At 61.1% G+C, this 16507-nt stretch carries 19 protein-coding genes and 1 pseudogene; 11 read left to right on the forward strand and 9 right to left on the reverse strand.

What is annotated here, in order from left to right; translation table 11 throughout:
- Positions 1-76 precede the first annotated feature (76 nt).
- Together AC245Y_RS13275 and AC245Y_RS13280 are read left to right on the forward strand one after the other, a co-directional pair.
- Positions 77-853, forward strand: a complete 777-nt coding sequence (locus AC245Y_RS13275; RefSeq protein ID WP_017994490.1) for a phosphodiester glycosidase family protein — start codon at positions 77-79, stop codon at positions 851-853.
- Positions 854-1052: 199 nt separating this feature from the next.
- Positions 1053-1667: a LysE family translocator gene (locus tag AC245Y_RS13280; RefSeq protein ID WP_017994491.1), complete on the forward strand. Its 615-nt coding sequence runs from the start codon at positions 1053-1055 to the stop codon at positions 1665-1667.
- 31 nt (positions 1668-1698) lie between these two features.
- Here the strand turns inward: AC245Y_RS13280 and AC245Y_RS13285 are convergent, their stop codons facing one another.
- On the reverse strand, positions 1699-3579 hold the full coding sequence (locus tag AC245Y_RS13285; RefSeq protein ID WP_017994492.1) for an ABC transporter ATP-binding protein: 1881 nt from the start codon (positions 3577-3579) through the stop codon (positions 1699-1701).
- 170 nt (positions 3580-3749) lie between these two features.
- A complete protein-coding gene (locus tag AC245Y_RS13290) occupies positions 3750-4334 on the reverse strand; it encodes a YybH family protein (RefSeq protein ID WP_245274018.1) in 585 nt (194 codons plus the stop codon).
- A 62-nt stretch (positions 4335-4396) separates the two neighbouring features.
- Between AC245Y_RS13290 and AC245Y_RS13295 the strand changes: the two genes are divergently transcribed.
- Together AC245Y_RS13295 and AC245Y_RS13300 are read left to right on the forward strand one after the other, a co-directional pair.
- Positions 4397-5383 (forward strand): LysR family transcriptional regulator, encoded by a 987-nt coding sequence (locus tag AC245Y_RS13295; RefSeq protein WP_017994494.1) that lies wholly within the window; start codon positions 4397-4399, stop codon positions 5381-5383.
- A gap of 90 nt (positions 5384-5473) precedes the next feature.
- The gene (locus AC245Y_RS13300; RefSeq protein ID WP_017994495.1) at positions 5474-5875 is read left to right on the forward strand and encodes a GFA family protein; all 402 of its coding nucleotides are present in this window, start codon (positions 5474-5476) and stop codon (positions 5873-5875) included.
- A 79-nt stretch (positions 5876-5954) separates the two neighbouring features.
- Here AC245Y_RS13300 and AC245Y_RS13305 read toward each other — a convergent pair whose 3' ends face one another.
- Entirely contained in the window at positions 5955-6428 is a 474-nt protein-coding gene (locus AC245Y_RS13305) for a VOC family protein (protein WP_017994496.1), read from the reverse strand.
- Between the two features lie 140 nt (positions 6429-6568).
- Between AC245Y_RS13305 and AC245Y_RS13310 the strand changes: the two genes are divergently transcribed.
- On the forward strand, positions 6569-6823 hold the full coding sequence (locus tag AC245Y_RS13310) for a nucleotidyltransferase family protein (RefSeq protein WP_313903137.1): 255 nt from the start codon (positions 6569-6571) through the stop codon (positions 6821-6823).
- A gap of 127 nt (positions 6824-6950) precedes the next feature.
- On the forward strand, positions 6951-7595 hold the full coding sequence (locus tag AC245Y_RS13315; RefSeq protein ID WP_017994499.1) for a histidine phosphatase family protein: 645 nt from the start codon (positions 6951-6953) through the stop codon (positions 7593-7595).
- A 189-nt stretch (positions 7596-7784) separates the two neighbouring features.
- Here the strand turns inward: AC245Y_RS13315 and AC245Y_RS13320 are convergent, their stop codons facing one another.
- A complete protein-coding gene (locus AC245Y_RS13320; protein WP_017994500.1) occupies positions 7785-8789 on the reverse strand; it encodes a carbon-nitrogen hydrolase family protein in 1005 nt (334 codons plus the stop codon).
- A gap of 223 nt (positions 8790-9012) precedes the next feature.
- Positions 9013-9402, reverse strand: a complete 390-nt coding sequence (locus tag AC245Y_RS13325) for a VOC family protein (RefSeq protein WP_017994501.1) — start codon at positions 9400-9402, stop codon at positions 9013-9015.
- A gap of 193 nt (positions 9403-9595) precedes the next feature.
- Between AC245Y_RS13325 and AC245Y_RS13330 the strand changes: the two genes are divergently transcribed.
- Complete coding sequence (locus AC245Y_RS13330) at positions 9596-9811, forward strand: hypothetical protein (RefSeq protein ID WP_017994502.1); 216 nt, start codon at positions 9596-9598, stop codon at positions 9809-9811.
- A 131-nt stretch (positions 9812-9942) separates the two neighbouring features.
- Entirely contained in the window at positions 9943-10713 is a 771-nt protein-coding gene (gene dapB / locus AC245Y_RS13335; RefSeq protein ID WP_017994503.1) for a 4-hydroxy-tetrahydrodipicolinate reductase, read from the forward strand.
- A gap of 15 nt (positions 10714-10728) precedes the next feature.
- On the opposite strand, the gene AC245Y_RS13340 is transcribed toward dapB, so the two are convergent.
- The 3 genes and pseudogenes from AC245Y_RS13340 to AC245Y_RS13350 all read right to left on the reverse strand — a co-directional run bounded on the left by AC245Y_RS13340 (position 10729) and on the right by AC245Y_RS13350 (position 12840).
- Positions 10729-11649 carry an ornithine cyclodeaminase family protein gene (locus AC245Y_RS13340; protein WP_026157404.1) on the reverse strand — a complete coding sequence of 307 codons (921 nt, stop codon included), beginning with the start codon at positions 11647-11649 and terminating at the stop codon, positions 10729-10731.
- A 99-nt stretch (positions 11650-11748) separates the two neighbouring features.
- Positions 11749-12254: pseudogene (locus tag AC245Y_RS13345) on the reverse strand (N-acetyltransferase family protein).
- 136 nt (positions 12255-12390) lie between these two features.
- A complete protein-coding gene (locus AC245Y_RS13350; protein ID WP_017994505.1) occupies positions 12391-12840 on the reverse strand; it encodes a hypothetical protein in 450 nt (149 codons plus the stop codon).
- A gap of 313 nt (positions 12841-13153) precedes the next feature.
- Here AC245Y_RS13350 and AC245Y_RS13355 point away from each other — a divergent pair, with 313 nt between their 5' ends.
- Together AC245Y_RS13355 and AC245Y_RS13360 are read left to right on the forward strand one after the other, a co-directional pair.
- Positions 13154-14557: a pyridoxal phosphate-dependent decarboxylase family protein gene (locus AC245Y_RS13355; RefSeq protein WP_017994506.1), complete on the forward strand. Its 1404-nt coding sequence runs from the start codon at positions 13154-13156 to the stop codon at positions 14555-14557.
- Between the two features lie 77 nt (positions 14558-14634).
- Positions 14635-14955, forward strand: a complete 321-nt coding sequence (locus tag AC245Y_RS13360) for a low molecular weight protein tyrosine phosphatase family protein (RefSeq protein WP_026157405.1) — start codon at positions 14635-14637, stop codon at positions 14953-14955.
- A gap of 110 nt (positions 14956-15065) precedes the next feature.
- Here the strand turns inward: AC245Y_RS13360 and AC245Y_RS13365 are convergent, their stop codons facing one another.
- Positions 15066-15542 (reverse strand): GNAT family N-acetyltransferase, encoded by a 477-nt coding sequence (locus tag AC245Y_RS13365; RefSeq protein WP_017994507.1) that lies wholly within the window; start codon positions 15540-15542, stop codon positions 15066-15068.
- Positions 15543-15694: 152 nt separating this feature from the next.
- Here AC245Y_RS13365 and AC245Y_RS13370 point away from each other — a divergent pair, with 152 nt between their 5' ends.
- Positions 15695-16480 (forward strand): class I SAM-dependent methyltransferase, encoded by a 786-nt coding sequence (locus tag AC245Y_RS13370; protein ID WP_017994508.1) that lies wholly within the window; start codon positions 15695-15697, stop codon positions 16478-16480.
- Positions 16481-16507 lie beyond the last annotated feature (27 nt).

Consider the following 16507-nt stretch of genomic DNA (forward strand, 5'->3'; position numbering starts at 1 on the left):
GCCCCGCCGCATCAAACTATTGCAATCTCACAATTAAACGCTTCATTGGCGATATGAACGAGAGGCCCCGGCAACCATGACCTATCTGAAACACGGAGTGCTCGCCGCCGCCATGATGCTGGCGGCAATAATGACATCCCAGCATCAGGCGCATGCGCAACCATGCGAACAGGAAAGCTTCGAAGAGGCAAAATACATCGTTTGTACGCTGGAACCAGGCAAAGCCGACCTGCGATTGTTCTGGAAAAACGCCGAAGGCGCGCCGTACCGCACTTTTTCGAGCCTGGCCGAAGCCGTTCGCGCCGAGGGGCGAACACTGACTTTCGCCGTCAACGCCGGGATGTACCGGGCCGACTTTTCGCCGATGGGACTTTATGTCGAGAACGGCAGGGAATTGAAACCCGCCAATACGACAAAGGCCGAAAGCTCCGCCGGTCAGGTGCCGAATTTCTATAAGAAGCCGAACGGCGTGTTCTTTCTGGGTGAAGCAGGTGCTGCGATACTGCCGACGGATGAATTTCTGAAGCGTCGGCCCAAGGTGCGGTTCGCCACGCAATCCGGCCCGATGCTTGTCATCGCCAACAAGCTGAACCCGATCTTCATCGTCGGCTCGACAGACCGAACCCGCCGCAACGGTGTCGGCGTCTGCGAGGGTGGCGCGGTTCGTTTCGCGATCAGCGAAGACGGAGTGAATTTCCACGATTTCGCAGGGCTCTTCCGCGACCATCTGAAATGCCCCGACGCCTTGTTTCTCGATGGCGGACGGGGTGTCGGACTTTACAATCCCGAAATGGGCCGCAACGACCGGTCTTGGCACGGCGGCTACGGCCCTATCTTCGGGCTCGTCGAATAGCGCACTCGCATTTGGCCAAAGGCACCCTGCCCCGGTTCCCTTGCCAGCAATAGGCAGGACGGTCGCCGCCGATCGTCAAGAGGTGCGGCGACGGATAAGGTGCCGATCCCGTACGCGGATGCATCACGCCTGGGAGAACGAGCCTTTCAAAAACCGCCTGCTTCGCATAGGCTCCCGGACTGCAAAGTAGGAAGGCCGGATGGAATATATCGATTCACTCGCATTGCTCGTCAGCGTCTACATCGTCTCCCTCGTCAGCCCCGGCCCGAATTTCATCATCGTCACCAACACAAGCATGACGGTATCACGCGCAGCCGGGCTCTTTGCGGGTCTCGGACTTGCCATCGCATCCCTGACCTGGGCCATCATGGCGATGGCGGGGCTTGGCTTTCTGCTGACGCATTTCGATTGGCTGCATATAACATTGCAGGTGGTCGGCGCCCTGTATCTGATCTGGCTGGGCCTGAAGATGATCCGCGGCGCGGCCAAACCCTTAAGCACGACCGGGCCGACCGAAGTCACATGGCGCTCCGCGATGCGCCGCGCCTACATCGTCAGCATGACCAATCCGAAATCAGTGGCTTTCTTCGGAAGTATCTTTGCGCTTGTCATCCCTGCACATGCGCCGGTCGGGCTCTATTGCGTCATCGCCCTGACCTGCTTCCTTCTTTCGGCCCTCTGGTATTGCGGCCTGGCCTTTTTCTTTTCGAACCCGCGCGTTTCCGCCAGCTTCCTGCGGTTCAAGGCCGGCATCGAGCGCGTGATGGGCGCCGCCCTGATCCTCATCGGCAGTCGCCTGCTCCTAGTCCGCTGATGTTATCCCGGTTTACGTGAGGACCAGCCACTCAGGTCGCAGGCGAGGTCGGCAAGGGTTCGTCGATATCTTCGGGAATGAAACCGCCGGTCTGGCGTTTCCATAGGCGCGCGAACAAGCCGTCTTGTTCGACCAGTTCGTCCGGCCTGCCCTCCTCCACGATGCGCCCGTGATCGAGCACGACGATCCGGTCCATCCTGGCAATGGTCGACAGACGGTGGGCGATGGCGATCACCGTCTTTCCCTCCATGACGAGGTTGAGCCTTTCCTGGATGGCGGCTTCGGATTCGCTGTCGAGGGCGGAGGTCGCCTCGTCGAGCACCAGGATCGGCGCGTCCTTCAGGAGAACGCGGGCGATGGCTACGCGCTGGCGCTGGCCGCCTGACAGTTTGATGCCGCGGTCGCCGACGAAGGCCTCGTAGCCCTTGCGGCCTTCGCCGTCGGAAAGATCGGCGATGAAGACATCGGCACTCGCAATCTTCGCCACCGCTTCGATCTCGTCCTTCGTCGCCTCCGGCCGGCCGTAACGGATATTGTCGCCGACCGAACGGTGCAGCAGCGCGACGTCCTGCGCGATGACCCCGATGGAGCGGCGCAGGCTCGCCTGGGTGACGGCGCGGATATCCTGCCCGTCGATGAAGATCGCACCATCCTCTATGTCGTAAAAACGCAGCAGCAGGCTCACCAGCGTCGTCTTGCCGGCACCGGAGAGGCCGACGAGCCCTACCTTTTCGCCGGGCCGAACCGTCAGCGACAGGTCATCGATAACAGGCTTGCCGGACTTGTAGGCGAAGCGGACATTTTCGAAACGGATTTCACCACGCTCGACCACGAGGTTCTTCGCATCCGTCCGGTCGGTGATAGTGGGCGGTGTCGTCATAACAGGCATGGCATCCTTGATCGTGCCGATCGCCTGGAAGATCTGTTGGCCCATTTGCAGGAAGGTGAAGGTGTGGCCGGACAGCCGTTGGAGGACATAGACGGCGCCGGTAAATTCGCCGATCGTCACGAACCCCTCGACGAGGCCGGTAAAGCCGATCGACAGAATGGACAGCCAGTGCAGCACGTTGAGGACGACGACCGTCAGCTCGGCTGTGCGATAAATGCGTTGTTCGCTTTGCTGCGTCTCGATCGACTTGCCGATAATACCGCGGATGGTGCCCGCCTCGCTGTCTTCAGCGGCGAACTGCTTGACCATCTGCATGTTGGTGTAGAGATCGGTGATGGCGCCGGCGATCAGGCTGCGCCGCTTGGCGGAGCGGCGAGCGCGCTCGGTAAAGATCGGTGCCAGCCTGACGGCGAGCAGGACGTTGAGCGTGATCCAGATGACGGTCGGCACGGCGAGTTGCCAGGACAAGGCGCTGAGTAGGATCACGGAGCCCACCATCTGCATCAGGAAGCGTGGAATGGACTGGAAGGCGGAAATGAGCTGCTGCTGGACAGCAGAGGCCACCTGCTGCAGGCGCGAGGCGACCTGGCCGGCGTAGAGATCATGGAAGAAGCCGAGATCCTGCCGCTCCACCGCCTTGTGGCCCTGCCACTGGATGGCGGCCGGCATGCCGATGCCGAGCGTATGCGAAGTCAGCGTGTTGACGAGGAACGAGGCGATCGGCATGGCCGGAAAGAGCAGCAGGCCGAGGAAGGTCAGCAGCGGCCATTCACTCGCCAGGAAAGCGGATGCACCCTGTTGCGTAACACCGTCGACGATGACCGACAGCCCCCAGACAATGCTTAGATTCATGGCCTCGTTCGCCATGGTGCAAAGCGTCACCACAATCAGCACGCCGCGAAACATCGAGATGAAATGCAGGAGCACTGCCACCGGCCCCTTGGACGGCAGTGGCCGGTAGGGAATATCGAGCGGCCGGATCAGGCTTTCGAAAGGACGATAGATCGCATCTGAAATCGACATGGGCCACTCGGATTAAAATCGGGAGGAGGCGTGGACTCAGCTACGCAAGGTCGCAGAAAACCATCTCCAGACTGCAATCTCAATTATAAATTTCAGAAAATCTATGAAAGGGGCGTTGCCGCGAGAGCCCGGTCCACGGCAAGTCGATCGTTTTCAAATCCGGACGGACATCATTCGGCTCGGGCCAGGGCTGCGGCCTGTTCCAGCGAGATCTTCCTAACCAGGGGGTCGGCATGACGGTGGGCGAGCCGCCAATCTGATCCATGTCGGCGATAGACCTGAGTGACGCGCAGCGACCAGTTCTGGTCCGGCAGGCCGCCTACCTCACCATGCTGGCGCTCGATCATCACCAGTACGATCAGGTCGCCGCTGACATAGGACTTTTCCACCTCCCGGGTTCCGCCGCCATTGCGGAAGAACCGGGCGAGCTCAGCCAGATGCTCGGGACTGTCGTCGAAGCCATGGCTGGCGGAACCACCGAAAGGCTGCATCAGGGTGAAATCGTCATCGAGCCGGATGAGGCTCGCCCACCGTGTCATGTCGCCGGCCATAAAAGCCGTCGCCTGTTGTTCTGTGCGGCGGATGATGCCAAGCAATGCCGCATCGGATGCCGGAGCGGCCTGTGCGACGCGCCCTGTTGCGGCGACCGCCATTGCCAGGGTGGCTCGCCGGGAAAGGGTTGCGGCCTCGTGCACGGACTTGTCGCCGCGCGCCGTTTTGTTTTTGAAAGGGGACATCCTGTCGGTGGCCAGCAATGGCAAGTGATTGTGTTTCCCACTTTTCAGGGTAATGAATCCAATGATATGATTTCAGCAATATGCTGAACCAAATTGATCTATCCAGAATCGACCTCAACCTGCTCGTGCTGTTCGAGACTGTCATGGAGGAACGCCATGTCGGGCGTTCGGGGCAGCAGTTGAACCTCTCGCCTTCGGCGATCAGTCACGGCCTTGGCCGGCTGCGCATGCTGCTGGGTGACCCGCTTTTTCTCAAAACACCGAAGGGCGTCGTTCCGACAGACCGGGCCGAGGAACTTGCAGCACCCATCGCCGATATATTGGCGCGTGTTCGCAGCGTGGTGGCGACAGCGGAGCCATTCGATCCAGCGCGCTCTCAGCGACGATTTACAATCGGCGCGCCCGATGGTGTTTCGTCTGTGTTTCTGCCGCCGTTGCTCGACCTGTTGGCCAAGTCCGCTCCCGGCATCGCAATCAGCATACGGCAATTGCTGCCCAGACAGGGCGAGCCATCGCCTGATCTGGCTTGGCGCGATGCGTTAGCCGCGTTGGAAGCCCGTGACATGGACATCGCCATCATTCCTCAGGCCGAGTTTCCAGTCCGCTTTGCAAGCCTGCTGCTCTACGAGGAGGATTTTGTCATCGCGGCCCGTCAGGGCCATCCTTTGCTGACAGATCCGACACTGGCCAACTACTGCGCCGCGCACCACCTTGTGGTCTCGCATCTGGGCGATACACATGGCTTTGTCGACAATGTGCTGGCCAGCCATGGATGCTCCAGGCGGGTGGCGCTGACGGTGCCGAACTTCATGTTCGCGCTCGCCGTGCTTGCGGAAACCGACTTTATCTCGGCCTTGCCACGCCGTTTCGTCGAGATGCATGCCACGCGGTTCGGCGTCGTCAGCGTCAATCCTCCCCTGCCACTCGGACGCTTCGCCATAAGCGCGACTGTGCCGAAGGCGGCAATGCGTGACGAAGGCGTGGCCTGGCTCGTAAGGCTCCTGCAGGCATCGCTCGCAGCGGACGTCGGCCCGCGAAAGGTGGCGCTTGAGCCGCCGATAGCGTAAGTCCCGGCGCCTGGATCGGCCAATTGCGGTCATCGCGCGATTGAGGCAGGATGCCGTCCTTGAATAGCAAACAGGATCGAACCGACGCTCATGCTGACGGGCTCATGTCATTGCGGCAAGGCAAGCTGGACACTCGAAGGTGATCCGGGCTCGATCACCGCCTGCAACTGCACGCTCTGCCGACGCTACGGAACGCTGTGGGCCTATGATTACGAAGGTGAGCGCATCGCCCTCACCGGTGAGACCGCCTCCTACACCCGCGGCGACAGCGACGAGCCGTCTCTCGAAATATTGTTCTGCCCATCCTGCGCCTGTGTCTTGAGCTGGCGCGGCCTGCGGCTTCCAAGGGATGGCCGTAGGCGCATGGCCGTCAACATGCGGCTTGCGCCGCCGGATCTCGTTCAGCATCTGCCCATCGATCATTTCGACGGCCTGGACACATTTGAAGACCTTCCATCCAAGGGGCGCTGCGTGCGCGATCTCTGGTTCTGAGCCGACTGCGAAGATCGCCACACGGCCGGATCGCGCCAGATGCGAGCCCTGGTAAAAGATCGTTCTGCGCAAGGCTACCTCAGCCGCGCCTGGCGGCCTCGATCGCCGCAATGTCGATCTTCCTCATGGTCATCATCGCGTCAAAAGCACGCTTTGCCTGGCCACCACCTGCCGAAAGGGCTTCGGAGAGGACGCGCGGCGTAATCTGCCAGGACACACCCCACTTGTCTTTGCACCAGCCGCACTCACTTTCCTGGCCACCATTGCCGACGATCGCGTTCCAATAGCGATCGGTTTCTTCCTGAGTGTCCGTTGCGATCTGAAATGAGAAGGCTTCGTTGTGTTTGAACGCAGGACCGCCGTTCAGGCCGATGCAAGGAATACCCGCAACGGTGAATTCAACGACGAGGACGTCTCCCTGCTTGCCGTCTGGATAATCTCCCGGTGCACGAATGACGGCACCCACGGCGCTGTCGGGAAAAGTCGCGGCATAGAAGCGGGCGGCAGCCTCAGCGTCTTTGTCGTACCATATGCAGATCGTGTTCTTTGCCATTGCGTGATCCTTTCGCTCTTCGTTTCAATTCCCAACTGAAATAAGAGGCAAGCCGTCTTTCTCCAGCCCAGTCCGCACGATTTCACGCGGACGATGGCGAGACGAGAATCGACTATAATCGCAAAGAGCAAGGGATAAGCGTGACCATCACCACTGAACAATTTCTAGCCCGCATTCGGCTTAATCCGGTCAACCATCTGCTCCTGGAGAAATTGCCGGCTCTGGGCCTGCCGCAATGTATGCTGACGGCTGGCTGCCTCTTTCAGACGGTATGGAACTTGAAGACCGGAAATGATCCAGAGCACGGCATCAAAGATTATGACATTTTTTATTTTGACGACCACGATCTCTCATGGGAAGCCGAGGACAAAGTGATCCGTCGTGGCAAGGCTTGATGGGAGACCTCGCAGACAAAGTTGACATAAAGAACCAGGCTCGCGTCCACCTCTGGTATGGCGAGAAGTTTGGCAAAGGGCGGGTAGCTCAGCTAATTGTTTCATCAATTCATTTAGGACAACGCCAGTGATTTACCTGCTTCGCCATGGCGAGACCATTTGGAACACCTTAGGTCGGTTCCAAGGCCAAAAAGATTCACCGCTAACAGAGCGCGGCATCGTACAGGCCGAACAGATGGCGAAGCTTCTGAAGAAGGAAATGGCAGCGAGCGAACAATCTTTCCAACTCCATGTCAGCCCTCTCGGCAGAACGCAGGAGACCGCGGCTCGCATCGAACGTGTATTGCCGCTGACGGCTCGTCCGGAATCGCGGCTAATGGAGGTGACCGTCGGTTCTTGGGACGGCATGACCAAGTTCGAGATCGACAACGAGTTTCCAGGAATGCTGGACGGGTCCAACGCTTTTGATTGGTATTTCAAATCTCCAGACGGGGAGAGCTTCGATGCTGCCTGTGCGCGAGCAAAGGACTGGATCGTAGGCATACATGGACCGACAGTTGCGATTTCTCACGGGCTGTTTGGCAGATTGGTGCGTGGAGTATATGCCGGCCTTTCAAAGCAGGAAATGCTGGAATTGCCGGTTCCCCAAGACGGGTTTTATTGTCTTTGCGACGGTGAGTTCAGTTTGGTAAGCGGTTCGGCTGATATGATATCCGACGTGGTCGCTGAGGAAGGGTTCCTCCCTGAGTGCCAGCCCGGCCGCCAATGCTGACTATAACGCGGCTCAATGCCATCGGTTGACGCCTCGACTTGCGAACATCGACCTTCAGGCCCCTTAGAGTGAGGCTCTTTTGGTGCTGCATCACCGCTGGAGTCGAGCCACAGGTGATAAAACTTAACTGAGCTAGCCACTGGAAAATCACTGGGCAAGCGCGTCGCATGGATGAGGTTCGACGCGGCTCTAAAACATATCCCGCCCGTCGCTGCGCGGGTCGCCGGCCACGCGGTGCGGCTCGTAGAGGCCGCTCAGCGCTTTGCGCCGCCACGGCCGGGCAATATCGCCGTGATTGTCGTCGATATCGGCGAGCGATATCGCGGCCGTTCCATCCGCAGGGCATTGCGCCGCCCACCGGCCACCGGGAGCGACAATCCCGGAAGAGGCCGGATCGGCTAAACCGGGATGTGCCAGTATGGAGAAACTCACCCAGTACCTGTTGCTCGCCGCATACCCCTGCACCTCGGCGGCGAAGGAGGTATCATTGGCCGACGTCCCCCCAGTGGACGAAAACAGCACGCAGTGGACATCGAGCCGCTCGTATTCGGTGAAAATTTGAGGAAAGTTGCACTCCATGCCGAGCGCACAGCCGAAGCGGATGCCGTCGACCTCGAAGGTCACGGGGATCGAACCCGGCGTGTACATGAAGGAGATCTTGGTGTTGGACAGCAGCCGCTCGTCGTAGCGCGTCACCAGTTCGCCGCGATCGGAGACGACATAAAGGCTGTTGTGCGGCCGGTGCGGCGGCGTCAGCGGATGCACCGAGCCGATGATCGCCCAGAGGCCGAGTTCGTGCGCCAGTTTGCGCGTTGTATCCAGCTCCTCACGCAACACGGCCCATTCGAACCGCCGCCAATCGGACGGCCCGATCTCTCTTGGCCCGATTTCCGACATGATGCGCTTGTTCGGCGATGATGTCGTTCCTTCGGGAAAGTGAATAAGCCGCGCCCCTGCCTCTCGCGCCTGCCGCATCAGCAGGCGCATCTCCTGTCCGCTCTGGCGAAGCTTGTCGGCATCGCGGGGATCGTCGGCATGGGTGGTCTGGGCCACGGCAAGACGCAAGCGCCTTGCGTCAGGCAGTGCATCGTTCGCCGACCTGGGAAGAACATGCATGCGGGCGGCGGTGTAGGATTCACCCGTCTTGGCGGCGCGCGCACGCACCCGCCGCTTGAAATTTCCATTCTCAGTCATATCAGGGCCTCTCACGTTCCGGACATCGTTCCCCAGCAACAGGCCCGAAACATCAGGACCAAGGATCACGACCCGAGACGAAAGTCCCTTTGCCTCCGGTTGAAGACCCTGCTGGGGAAGGTCCTGGGAGGTTCGGCGTTAGGCCACGCCGACACAAAGATGCCGAGGCGACCGCGATTCGTCAATTCGGGGAATGGCCGGGATAGGCCGGCGCCGAGGCTGCCTACTTCGGGCGGTCCACCTTATCCACGCGCCACGGCGGATCGGTGCGGTTCGATCCGGCGAAATAAAGGATGATGCGGTTACCGCCGGGGTCGAAAAGCTCCGCCTCGCGCCAGAGCCAGCTCTTATCCACCGGTCCGGTGACGAAACGAAGACCGGCCTCGCTGAGACTGCCGACCGTCTCGTCCAGCTTCTCGCACTCGAAATACACCGTGGTGCCGCCACCGCCGCCTTCGCCCTGATGCAGGGAGAAGGTGCTGTCCCCGTCCGGGCAGACGAAGCGCGCATAGCGAGGACGGGCGTCGACGACGGGCTTGAGACCGAGAGCGCAGTAGAAGTTCCAGCCCGCATCGAGGTCAGGCATCGTAACGGTTACTTGATTCAGGCGCATGATCTATCTCCTCGGCTGAGTTCGCCCAAAACGGTGCGGCGGCTTGGCACCACGACATTCATAAAAACAAAGACCTGAAGCCGTCGCATGAATCAAATTCTAAGCGAGCAGTTTTAGTGTCATCGACACAAAACTCGTGTCAGACTGTGCAAGCCACGCACACGCCGGCGCACCGATCGAGAGGGCCGAAGCCATGCACAAGTTCACCGTAACAATCATTCGGGAAATCGAGGCCGACACTGCCGAGGAGGCCGCCTTGCTCCTGTATCAGGAACTATCAAGGGGACCGATCCCCGACCGCTACTCGGTCACCGACGAGACGAAGGCTGCCACGGAGGTGAAGCTGGACCGGCAAAAGGCAGACGACTTCGCCAGCATCGATCACACCGCCGACCCCGGCAACTGGTAAGCACCTGACGACCAGAAGAGATCCCTGCTTTGCGCCGGGAGCGCAAGTGCGGTAGTTGCAGATCCCGTTCGCCGGCGTAATGACGATGCAAACAGCCGTCCGTCGGGAATATCGCCAGCCAAGGAAAGTCCGTGACCTCACCAATCAAAATAGCCGTCGCCGGCGCGAATGGCCGCATGGGTCGTGCCATCCTGCCGCTGCTGGCGGCCGATCCGGATTTTGCGTTCGTCGGCGGCATCGGCCGCGAGGGCTCCGCAGGCGCCGGGCTGATTGACCGTTCGTCCGCGATTAAGGCCGCCGACGTGATCCTGGATTTCACGACGGGACGTGCTGCCGCCGAACTTGCCGGCCTGTGCGCTTCCGCCGGCGGACCTGCCCTGGTGATCGGGGCGACGGGTTTCGAGCCGGATGAGCTCGAACGGATCGCAGAGGCCGCCCGCGCGATTCCGATCCTGCGCTCCGGTAATTTCTCCATCGGCGTCAACATGCTGGTCGGCCTCGTCGCCCAGGCCGCCCGCGCCCTTCCCGCGAATGGCTGGGATATCGAAATCCTCGAAGCCCATCACAACAGGAAGATCGACGCGCCGTCGGGTACGGCGCTGATGCTTGGCGAAGCCGCCGCCGAGGGCCGTGGCGTTTCCCTCGCATCCGTCGAGCGGCGCGGGCGTGACGGCATCACCGGCGAGCGGCCGCCCGGTGAAATCGGCTTTGCCGTCTTGCGGGCCGGCGGGCTCGTCGGAGAACACAGCGTGCTCTTTGCCGCCGCCGAAGAAGTCGTGACGCTCTCGCATTCGGCTCTCGATCGCGGCATGTTCGCCCGCGGCGCGCTTGCCGCCGCCCGCTGGATCGTAGGGCGCGCACCCGGCGAATACGCCATGGGGGATGTGTTGGGTCTGGCGTGAATAAGGAAAACAGGCTCACAGCATATCGAGGATTGCCGAGGCGACGACGACTTCGGTTCCAGCCAAGCCGACGGAGCAAAACAGCGTCGTATCGCCAGGCGATCCTCGCCCCACCGCCTTCCCGGCCATGATATCCGCAAGGTCGGCAATGCGGTGCTCATTGCCGGAGCCGGCCAGGAAAAAGGGCGAAGCATAGGCGCGCGTCTGTTCGGGAGAGTCCGTCGCGATCACGGCGGCGGCATCGGCGATATCCAGGCCGAGTTCGTATCCCTCATACGTTTTCGGGCCGACGGTGTTGACGTGCACGCCGGGCTTCAAATCCCTGGCATGAATGACGGGCGTTCGGCTCGCCGTCGCGCAGATGACGATGTCGGCGTCATCGACGGCTTCGGAGGCGCTGCCGGCAGGCTCCACTTCAATACCCAAGGTGTGCTGCATCTCGTCTGCAAAGGCGGCGCGATTTTTCTCGTCGCGGCTATAGACGCGGGCGCGGTCCAGTTTTCGAACGGCGGCGGCCGCGGCAAGCTGGGTTCGCGCTTGCGCTCCGCTGCCGAGGATCCCGACGATGCTGGCGTCAGGCGCGCTGAGATGCCGGATGGCGAGCCCTCCGATCGCACCGGTTCTGAGGTTGCCGAGACGCTCTCCGAGAATAATGCCCTTGAGCTTCGCGTCGTCGGCCGACCACACAGCGACGATCTGCGAATGCTCAGCCCCGTCGAATGTTTCATAGACCCGGAAGCCCGCAAGCGGTTTCTCGCCGAGGATGCCGCCGATGGTGAGGACGAGATCGCCTCGATCGGGAAACGAGACATGGTGCCGGGGTGGAGAGATCAGTCGATTGCCGGCCCTCGCGAGAAAAGCGGTCTCGAGCGCATCGATTGCGACCACCATCAGCGCGCTGCCGACCAGATCCTCGTCTTTCAGAATTTTCGTCACGGCCAAACCTCCAGCCCATGCCGGCATGCTGCAACCCCAACCCCGCTTCAGGTCAATAGGTCAGGCAAACCGATATGCGCTGAAACATCGGCGTGAGACCTAACCGACCAGACGGCGAGCCATCATGACGTCGTCGATCTCCCTGCCCTCCTCCAGAACCCCGCCGGGAATCCTGCCGATCTCGGAGAAGCCTTCCCGCTGATAGAAGCGTACTGCCGCCGGGTTTTCTGCGCTGACGAAGAGTTCCAGCTGCAAGATGCCGATATCGCGCGCGTGATCGGCTACCGCGCCGAGCAGCTTGCCGGCAAGGCCCGTTCCGCGCAGGCTCCTTCTGACGTAAACCATGATGATCGTCGCGCGATGGGCCATCTTGCTCGACCGCTGCCGAACTAGGCCGGTTATGCCGACGGGTTCCCATCCTGAAAGGCGATGAAAACCGGCTCGTTCATGCGATTGCGCCACTCCTCGAGAGAAAGAGCCTCCCAGTCCTCGTAGCGGCTTGCAAAGAGAGACGGTTCGGTGCGAAGCGCTTCCAGACGGATGCGCCGGAAAGCCTCCACTTCGTCTGCCCTGACATGCCTGATCGTCGTGCCACTTCCATCCATCGGGACCTCCTGCGAGATGAGAGGTACTGTCAATACAGATGGCCTCAGCCGATGCAACCGGTGTCAGGAAGCTTCGTAGTTCAGCATATGCTCGAAGTGACGAGATCGAACGGAAATCCGTGGTCTCAGGCGCCGGTCACTGCGCCGGGCTCCCCAGCCGGCCACCCTTCCGGACGACCGGTTCGCCGGGCGGGCCGACCACCGATTGATCGGTCGGCCTCGCTGCCGGTTCGCCAGTTGGCCCGACCAGCGGTTCACGGGCTGGCCCGTCGACCGGCTGGCCGGTGGATCGGACGACCAGGGGATCGGCTGGCTGGACGGCGGATTGATCGGTTGTTGGCCCGGGCACCGGCTTGCCGGTTCCCGCGTTCAGGGGCTCACCGGTTGGTCGGGCCGCTGATTGCTCGGTTGGCCCGGCAACTGGCTCATCAATTGAGTCGGCCACCGATTGATCGGCTGGCTTGTCGATCGTGAACGGTACAACTTCACGGATGATGAAGAGAAGAACTATCCCGACCAACGTGCACGTCAGCGCGTAGAGAAGGAAATATTTCAGTGCATATCCCTCGCTGATTGGCAGCACCAACTTGACAATGGTGCAAATGATATTTCCGCATCATTGAACGATACTTGAAGCGAAGGCAATCATTTTCAACAAGAGCCCCGAAATTTCAAAAATGCACAGAACGGGATAAGGTAGTTATTGTAGATATTTAGGAAGCACCTCCCCGATGCTCACTTTGTCTTGAGGTCTCGGCAAGCCCAGGGAAGGCCTCGGAACCCAGATCCGAGATCTGTCAGGCGAAGACAGCCTCGGCGATATGGGCTAGATTGCGTGTGCCGGCAGCCTGCTTTCGAGGGTGAGGCCCTCCAGGATCGGTAGCGGCAGGGGGATCCGCATGACGGCAATTGCATCTCTGTTTCAGGAAGCAGCCCGCCTTGCGGCAGGATTCCGGCAGGCAGCGCCCGCCCGCCATATGCCCACCCACGACTACGCAGCCTCGCTTGCCTGTTTCGAAGAGCCGCTGCCGGCGGCCGGTTCCGATATGCTTGATGTCATCAGGCGTCTCTCGGACGGCGCCGAACCCGGGCTGCATGCAACCACTGGGCCGCGCTTTTTCGGCTGGGTCATCGGCGGCTCCCATCCGGTCGGCGTCGCGGCCGATTTCCTCACCAGCGCCTGGGGCCAGAATGCCGGAAACCATGCCGCCGCCCCGGCCGCGGCAGCCGTCGAGACCGTCGCGGCGAGATGGCTTCTCGATCTCCTGAAGCTGCCGGCCGAAAGCTCGGTCGGCTTCGTCACCGGCGCAACGGTGGCGAACTTCACCTGCCTTGCCGCCGCCCGCGGCGAGGTGCTGCGCCAGGTGGGCTGGGATGCCGATGCAAAGGGCCTGTTCGGAGCGCCTGAGATTACCGTGCTGATCGGCGACGATGCCCACACGACCGTCTTCTCCGCGCTTCAGTTCCTCGGCCTCGGGCATGATCGCGTGCTGCGCCTGCCCACCGACGCGATGGGACGGATAGACCCGGCCGCGCTGGTGGGCACGCTCGATACCGTCTCTGGACCCGTCATCGCCGTTCTCCAGGCGGGGCAGATCAATACTGGCGCCTTCGACGATTTCGCCGCCATCATCCCGCTGTTGAAGGCGAAAGGCGCCTGGGTGCATATCGATGGCGCCTTTGGCCTCTGGGCGCAGGCATCAGTGAAGACCAGCCACCTCAGCCTCGGCATCGAAGCGGCCGACAGCTGGGCGACCGACGGCCACAAGTGGCTGCAGACGCCCTATGATTGCGGGTATGCGATCGTCCGCAACGAGCTCGCCCATCGCCGCGCCATGACGATCGCCGCGAGCTACCTTCCGCTCGCCGGCGAAGGCGAACGCGATCCCTCGCACTACGTGCCCGAGCTTTCGAGACGGGCGCGCGGCTTTGCCACCTGGGCGATGCTGAAACATCTCGGCCGCGACGGCATCGCCGCCTTGATCGACCAGTGCTGCACCTCGGCGCGGCTGGTGGCCGATCTCCTGTCGCGACAACCGGGCATCGCCATCCTGAATGAGGTGGCGCTGAACCAGCTTGTCATCCGCTTCGGAGCGGACCTGCCCTCCGAAGAAGGCGACGCGTTGACCCGAAAGACGATCGAAAAGATCCAAGCGGACGGCATCATCTTCGCCGGCGGCGCCAAGTGGCGCGGCCGCGACGTGCTGCGCCTTTCCGTCACCAATTTCCAGACGACATCAGATGAGGCGCAACGCGCCGCACAAAGCATCATCGCCGCGTTCAAGAGTGTGAACCTACGGTGACGCATCAACTCCCATAGCGCGCCCGGACACGGAATTGTGCTATCGCGGGCGTCGCTCACTCCAAGAGAGATCGAAACGTGAAAAACGTCCTGTTCGTCTGCAGTCAGAACAAACTTCGCAGCCCGACGGCCGAACAGGTCTTTGCAGGCTGGCCGGAGATCGAGGTCTCCTCGGCCGGCACCAATAACGATGCCGAAAACCCACTATCGAACGAGCTGATCGAATGGGCCGATATCGTCTTCGTCATGGAGAAGGCTCACCGCACGAAAGTCCAGAGCCGGTACCGCTCAGCTCTCAAGCGCAAGCGGTTGATATGCCTTGATATTCCTGACGATTACGATTTCATGGACCCTGCGCTCGTGCAGCTACTGAAGGTCAAGGTACCCCGGCATCTCTAAGCTCGGTCACGCGACCGCAAAATCGCCGCTCGCGCAAGGTCGGCAAATTCTTCCGTCCGTTGCGCTCTGCGCCAGTAGTGGCAACTTGCGCCAATCTGCGGGGCCGACAGTCAAACTTGTTGAGAGACATATTCCGGAAACTCGGCCGCACCGCGACTTAGGGCTTTCACCATCAGCAGGCCGTCGTCGAAGTAGCCATTTCTCGCGTAGAACTGGTGCGTACGCTCCCTTCCCAGAACCATGGCGATACGGACCACCGCGCATTCAGTCCGCTCCGCCTCCGCCTCGATCCACGCCATCATCTTGCCGCCGATGCCCTGACTGCGCACGGCGCTGTCTACCACCACATTGTCCGCCTCGATATACTTACCGCACCACAACTGAGTGCCCGTCCAGAAACCCGACGCACCCACCATCCGTTCGTCGATGTATGCTGCTATGCAGCGGTAGTTGTTCTGTGCGAACATGGCTGAAAGTCGTTGGCAAACCACGGCCTCACTCAGGCGACTAACCTGGCTGTACAGCGGGAAAATTGCCATCGTCTGATCGAGGCCGACCAGCTCGCGGATGATCACTTCGTCGGACACAGCAGCCCCTACCTCTCGATCACATGATAGTGCACGCGAACTTGGTCATGATCCATGGGCGTGAACCACTTACAGTAGACTGCCTGTCTTCCCATTGTAATCCGCTGCGCTTATAGCTCCCCGCCCGTTCCGATCGCACAAGGAGGAGAGCCATGAACGCCAATGATGTCGCCGCCCATTGGGAGAGCAATGCCGAGACCTGGACGATCTATAGCCGCGCCGGCTACGACAAATATCGCGACGCGCTGAACACACCGGCCTTTCTGAAGATGCTGCCGCCGGTGGCAGGCCTTGCCGGGCTTGATCTCGGCTGCGGCGAAGGTTCCAACACCCGCGCCGTCGCCCGCCTCGGCGCCCGGATGATCGGTCTCGACATCGCCCCGACCTTCATTCGTTATGCCCGCGAGACCGAGACGCAAGCGCCGCTCGGCATCGATTACGTGCTCGGCGACGGCCAGGGAATCGATTTCCCGGAGGCGAGTTTCGATTTCGTCACCGCCTTCATGTCGATGATGGACATGGCCGATCAGCGCCAGGTGCTGAAGGGCATCCACCGCGTCCTGAAGCCGGGCGGCTTCCTGCAGTTTTCGATCCTGCACCCCTGCTTTGTGCCGCCGACGCGCCGCAATATCCGTGATGCATCAGGCAAGCCCGTCGCCGTTGAGATCGCCGATTATTTCGACGAGAGCGACGGCCGGGTCGAGCGCTGGATCTTTTCCTCCATCCCCAAGGAAGAACGGGCGACGCTGACGCCGTTCGCCGTTCCGCGTTTTCACCGGACGCTGTCGACCTGGGTGTCGATGATCGTCGAAGCGGGGCTGACGATCGACGCTTTCGGCGAGCCCATGGCGTCAGTCGAGGTGGCGCTCGCCGAGCCATTGGTCGCCGATACCCGCATCGCGCCGATCTTCCTCCACATCAGGGCGCGCAAGGCGTAAGGCCTGTTTTCCCGCCGCCACCGAGGT

It is taken from the genome of Rhizobium sp. SRDI943 (genome assembly GCF_057653695.1).

What these genes read in the sequence shown, in the direction of transcription:
- AC245Y_RS13325 (WP_017994501.1), bottom strand. Translation starts at nt 9,402, where the DNA reads ATGCGCCTGAATCAAGTAACCGTTACGATGCCTGACCTCGATGCGGGC.
- AC245Y_RS13280 (WP_017994491.1), top strand. Translation starts at nt 1,053, where the DNA reads ATGGAATATATCGATTCACTCGCATTGCTCGTCAGCGTCTACATCGTC.
- AC245Y_RS13305 (WP_017994496.1), bottom strand. Translation starts at nt 6,428, where the DNA reads ATGGCAAAGAACACGATCTGCATATGGTACGACAAAGACGCTGAGGCT.
- AC245Y_RS13295 (WP_017994494.1), top strand. Translation starts at nt 4,397, where the DNA reads ATGCTGAACCAAATTGATCTATCCAGAATCGACCTCAACCTGCTCGTG.
- AC245Y_RS13275 (WP_017994490.1), top strand. Translation starts at nt 77, where the DNA reads ATGACCTATCTGAAACACGGAGTGCTCGCCGCCGCCATGATGCTGGCG.
- AC245Y_RS13285 (WP_017994492.1), bottom strand. Translation starts at nt 3,579, where the DNA reads ATGTCGATTTCAGATGCGATCTATCGTCCTTTCGAAAGCCTGATCCGG.
- AC245Y_RS13330 (WP_017994502.1), top strand. Translation starts at nt 9,596, where the DNA reads ATGCACAAGTTCACCGTAACAATCATTCGGGAAATCGAGGCCGACACT.
- AC245Y_RS13355 (WP_017994506.1), top strand. Translation starts at nt 13,154, where the DNA reads ATGACGGCAATTGCATCTCTGTTTCAGGAAGCAGCCCGCCTTGCGGCA.
- AC245Y_RS13300 (WP_017994495.1), top strand. Translation starts at nt 5,474, where the DNA reads ATGCTGACGGGCTCATGTCATTGCGGCAAGGCAAGCTGGACACTCGAA.
- AC245Y_RS13320 (WP_017994500.1), bottom strand. Translation starts at nt 8,789, where the DNA reads ATGACTGAGAATGGAAATTTCAAGCGGCGGGTGCGTGCGCGCGCCGCC.
- AC245Y_RS13370 (WP_017994508.1), top strand. Translation starts at nt 15,695, where the DNA reads ATGAACGCCAATGATGTCGCCGCCCATTGGGAGAGCAATGCCGAGACC.